This is a genomic window from Pseudoalteromonas sp. UBA2102 (genome assembly GCF_002331165.1).
GTDB lineage: Bacteria > Pseudomonadota > Gammaproteobacteria > Enterobacterales > Alteromonadaceae > Pseudoalteromonas > Pseudoalteromonas atlantica.
The window spans coordinates 10148-14752 of sequence record NZ_DCYU01000104.1 but is presented as its reverse complement, the minus strand read 5'-3'; the positions used below and the strand labels follow the sequence as shown (position 1 = coordinate 14752).

At 43.9% G+C, this 4605-nt stretch carries 3 protein-coding genes; all 3 read left to right on the top strand.

The window, feature by feature from the left end; all coding sequences use genetic code 11:
- Window positions 1-227: 227 nt before the first annotated feature.
- The gene (gene prpB / locus B2R65_RS14685; RefSeq protein ID WP_138540766.1) at window positions 228-1106 is read left to right on the top strand and encodes a methylisocitrate lyase; all 879 of its coding nucleotides are present in this window, start codon (window positions 228-230) and stop codon (window positions 1104-1106) included.
- 42 nt (window positions 1107-1148) lie between these two features.
- Window positions 1149-2276, top strand: a complete 1128-nt coding sequence (gene prpC, locus B2R65_RS14680) for a bifunctional 2-methylcitrate synthase/citrate synthase (RefSeq protein WP_286743903.1) — start codon at window positions 1149-1151, stop codon at window positions 2274-2276.
- 116 nt (window positions 2277-2392) lie between these two features.
- Window positions 2393-4605 (top strand): Fe/S-dependent 2-methylisocitrate dehydratase AcnD (gene acnD, locus B2R65_RS14675; protein ID WP_286743901.1); only part of this gene is annotated, 2213 nt, incomplete at its 3' end.

The window sequence follows — 4605 nt, the reverse complement described above, 5'->3', positions numbered from 1 at the left end:
AAAAGCTAAAAGCTAAAAGCTAAGGTTAAAGGTTAAAGGTTAAAGGTTAAAGGTTAAAGGTTAAAGGTTAAAGGTTAAAGGTTAAAAGTTAAAAGTTAAAGGTTAAAGGTTAAAGATTAAAGGTTAAAGATTAAAGGTTAAAAGCTAAAAGTTAAAAAACAGTCACAATTTAAAATTAAAACACTAAGTTACTCCATGTAGCAACCGTTCAAAGTCAGGAGAGAATAATGTCAGCAGGATTAAAATTTAAACAGGCTATTGCTAATAATCGCCCATTACAAGTTGTAGGTACTATTAATGCTTACACAGCCATGATGGCTGAAAAAATGGGTCACCAAGCTATTTACCTCTCAGGTGCCGGTGTGGCAAATGCCTCTTATGGTATGCCAGATTTAGGCATGACCAGCCTTGATAACGTACTTGAGGATATTCGCCGTATAACCGGTGCCAGCGATTTACCATTACTTGTTGATGCCGATACCGGGTGGGGCGGCGCGTTTAATATTGCGCGTACCGTGAAAGAAATGACTAAAGCCGGTGCGGCGGGTTTTCATATTGAAGACCAAGTAGCGCAAAAGCGTTGTGGTCATCGCCCTAATAAAGAAATTGTAAGCCAAGGTGAAATGGTTGACCGTATTAAAGCTGCCGTTGATGCTAAAACCGATAGCGATTTTTACATTATGGCCCGCACCGATGCATTTCAAAAAGAAGGCTTAAATGCCGCGATTGACCGTGCCGCTGCCTGTGTAGAAGCGGGCGCAGACGCAATTTTTGCAGAAGCCGTGCATGACCTTGCCGATTACCAAGCGTTTTCGGAAGCGTTAAACGTGCCTATTTTGGCTAACATTACTGAGTTTGGCCAAACACCTATTTACACCAAAGAGCAGTTAAGTGAGGTAGGTGTTGAAATGGTGCTTTACCCACTTAGTGCGTTTAGAGCCATGAACAAAGCCGCGCTTAATGTGTACTCTGCCATTTTAAATGAGGGCTCTCAGCAAAGCCAAATTGAAAACATGCAAACGCGCGCTGAGCTATACGACTTTTTAGATTACCACACATACGAAAACACACTTGATAACCTTTTTTCATCAAAATCTGACAAATAATAATTATTAAAATCACACACAAATTTAAGATAGGAGAAGATCATGGTAGATAAAGCATTAGGCGGTGCAGGCTTACGCGGTCAAGTAGCAGGGCAAACAGCATTATGTACAGTAGGGCAAACAGGCTCGGGTTTAACGTATTGTGGTTACGATATTAGCGAACTTGCCGAAAAAGCGCAGTTTGAGGAAGTGTCTTTTTTACTTTCTCGTGGTGAGCTACCAACAGCTAATGAACTAGCTGACTATAAAGCTAAATTAAAAAGCCTACGTGGCCTGCCAGATGCACTAAAAACCGTGCTTGAAAATATTCCTAAAGACGCGCACCCAATGGATGTTATGCGTACCGGTTGCTCTATGCTGGGTAACCTAGAAATGGAACTCGATTTTAGCCAAGCAAACGATGCGATTGACCGTATGGTTGCGCTCTTCCCAAGTATTATTTGTTATTGGTACCGCTTTACTCACGATGGCGTACGCATTGATACACAAACCGATGACGACTCAGTAGGTGCGCACTTTTTAACTTTATTGCACGACAAAGCACCGAGTGAGTTGTTTGCACAAGTAATGAATGTGTCGCTAATTTTATACGCAGAGCATGAGTTTAACGCCTCTACGTTTACGGGGCGCGTATGTGCATCTACTTTGTCTGATATTCATTCTTGTGTAACCGGTGCAATAGGCACTCTGCGCGGGCCACTGCATGGTGGTGCAAACGAAGCGGCTATGGATATGATTCAAGGTTTTAAAAGTGCTGATCATGCCGAGCAAGAAATTATGGGTATGCTAGAGCGTAAAGATAAAATTATGGGCTTTGGCCACGCTATTTACCGAGAGTCAGACCCACGTAACGTTATTATTAAAAAGTTCTCTGAAAAACTAGCTAAAGAGGTGGGCGATGATGTGCTTTACCCTGTGTCGGTTAGGTGTGAAGAGGTTATGTGGCGCGAGAAAAAACTGTTTTGTAATGCTGATTTTTTCCATGCATCGGCGTATCACTTTATGGGTATTCCCACTAAGTTATTTACGCCAATATTTGTGATGAGCCGTGTTACAGGCTGGACAGCACATGTTAAAGAGCAGCGCGCTAATAACCGTATTATTCGCCCAAGTGCAGATTACACAGGGCCAGAGGCACGCAGCTACACGCCAATAGAATCAAGAGGCTGATTAGTTACACATAATACCAATCCGTAATCATACTTAATTTAACGGATTGGTATAGGGTGAGCAATACGCTCACCTTTTGCCTTTTATTTCCCGTCACTTATTAGCGAACCTGTATTATGACCATAATTAATAACACCCAATACCGAAAACCCTTACCCGGCTCAAATGTGGATTACTACGATACGCAAGAAGCCGTTGATGCAATTAAGCCAGGTGCATATGCCACTTTGCCTTATACCTCACGCGTACTGGCCGAAAACCTAGTGCGCCGCTGTGAGCCTGATATGCTAACCGATGCGCTTACTCAGCTTATTGAGCGTAAACAAGATTTAGACTTTCCTTGGTATCCGGCGCGTGTAGTATGCCACGATATTTTAGGCCAAACCGCCTTGGTTGATTTAGCAGGCCTGCGCGACGCCATTGCCGCAAAAGGTGGGGATCCGGCAAAAGTGAATCCGGTGGTACCTACACAACTTATCGTTGACCACTCTTTAGCGGTAGAGCACGCAGGCTTTGACCCAGACGCATTTGAAAAAAACCGTGCCATAGAAGACCGCCGTAACGATGACCGTTTTCATTTTATTAACTGGACTAAAACCGCCTTTAAAAATATTGATGTTATTCCGCCTGGTAACGGCATTATGCATCAAATTAACCTTGAAAAAATGTCGCCAGTTATTCAAAACCGCGATGGTATTGCGTTTCCTGATACCTTAGTGGGTACCGACAGTCACACCCCGCATGTTGATGCTCTTGGCGTGATTGCTGTAGGTGTAGGCGGGCTTGAAGCTGAAAGCGTTATGCTTGGCCGTGCCTCATACATGCGCTTGCCTGACATAGTTGGTGTTGAGCTAACAGGCACTCGCCAACCTGGTATTACCGCTACAGATATAGTATTGGCTATTACCGAGTTTTTACGCGAGCAGCGCGTGGTATCGACCTATTTAGAATTTTACGGCGAAGGTGCAGATGCACTAACCCTAGGCGACAGAGCAACTATTTCAAACATGACGCCAGAATTTGGTGCCACTGCAGCCATGTTTTATATAGACGATAAAACAATCGATTATTTGCGTTTAACAGGGCGTGATGAAGAGCAAATAGCGCTTGTAGAAAACTACGCTAAAACGGCTGGCCTTTGGAGCGATAGTTTAACAACCGCAAAATATGAGCGGGTGCTTAAATTTGATTTATCGAGTGTTGGACGCAATATTGCTGGGCCTTCAAACCCACACCGTCGTGTATCCACGAGCGATTTAGCCAAAGAAGGTATATCTGGCGTTGTTGAAAACGAAGAAGGCTTAATGCCAGATGGCGCGTGTATTATTGCTGCTATTACCAGTTGTACTAACACTAGTAACCCGCGCAACGTAATTGCTGCCGGCTTACTTGCACGTAACGCAAATGCCAAAGGGTTAATGCGTAAACCCTGGGTTAAAACGTCATTAGCACCGGGTTCAAAAGCGGTGCAATCATACCTAGAAGAAGCAAAATTACTCCCTGAACTTGAAAAACTTGGCTTTGGTATTGTGGGTTTTGCTTGTACTACCTGTAACGGCATGAGTGGCGCGCTTGACCCTGTAATTCAACAAGAAGTGATAGATCGCGACTTATACGCAACAGCGGTACTTTCGGGCAACCGTAACTTTGATGGGCGTATACATCCGTATGCTAAGCAAGCCTTTTTAGCGTCACCGCCATTAGTGGTGGCTTACGCTATTGCCGGTACTATTCGTTTTGATATTGAAAAAGGTGTACTAGGGAAAGATCAAAATGGTAACGACATAACGCTAAAAGATTTATGGCCAAGCGATGAAGAAATAGATGAAGTAATCAAACAAAGTGTAAAGCCAGAGCAATTTAAAAAAGTGTACGAACCTATGTTTGATTTAACCGTAGATTACGGTGAAGACAACGACCCGCTATACAATTGGCGCGAGCAAAGTACCTATATTCGCCGCCCGCCATACTGGGAAGGCGCCCTTGCAGGTGAGCGAACCATGACCGGCATGCGCGCCCTTGCTGTACTTGGCGATAACATTACAACGGATCATTTATCGCCTTCAAACGCTATTATGGCAAGTAGTGCCGCAGGTGAATACTTAACTAAAATGAATGTTCCTGAAGAGGATTTTAACTCGTACGCAACGCACCGAGGCGATCACTTAACAGCGCAGCGCGCTACATTTGCAAACCCTAAATTGTTAAACGAAATGGTGCGTGATGAAAACGGCGAAGTTAAACAAGGTTCATACGCACGATTAGAGCCACAAGGTACTAACACACGTATGTGGGAAGCAATCGAAGCTTATATGCAGCGTAAACAACC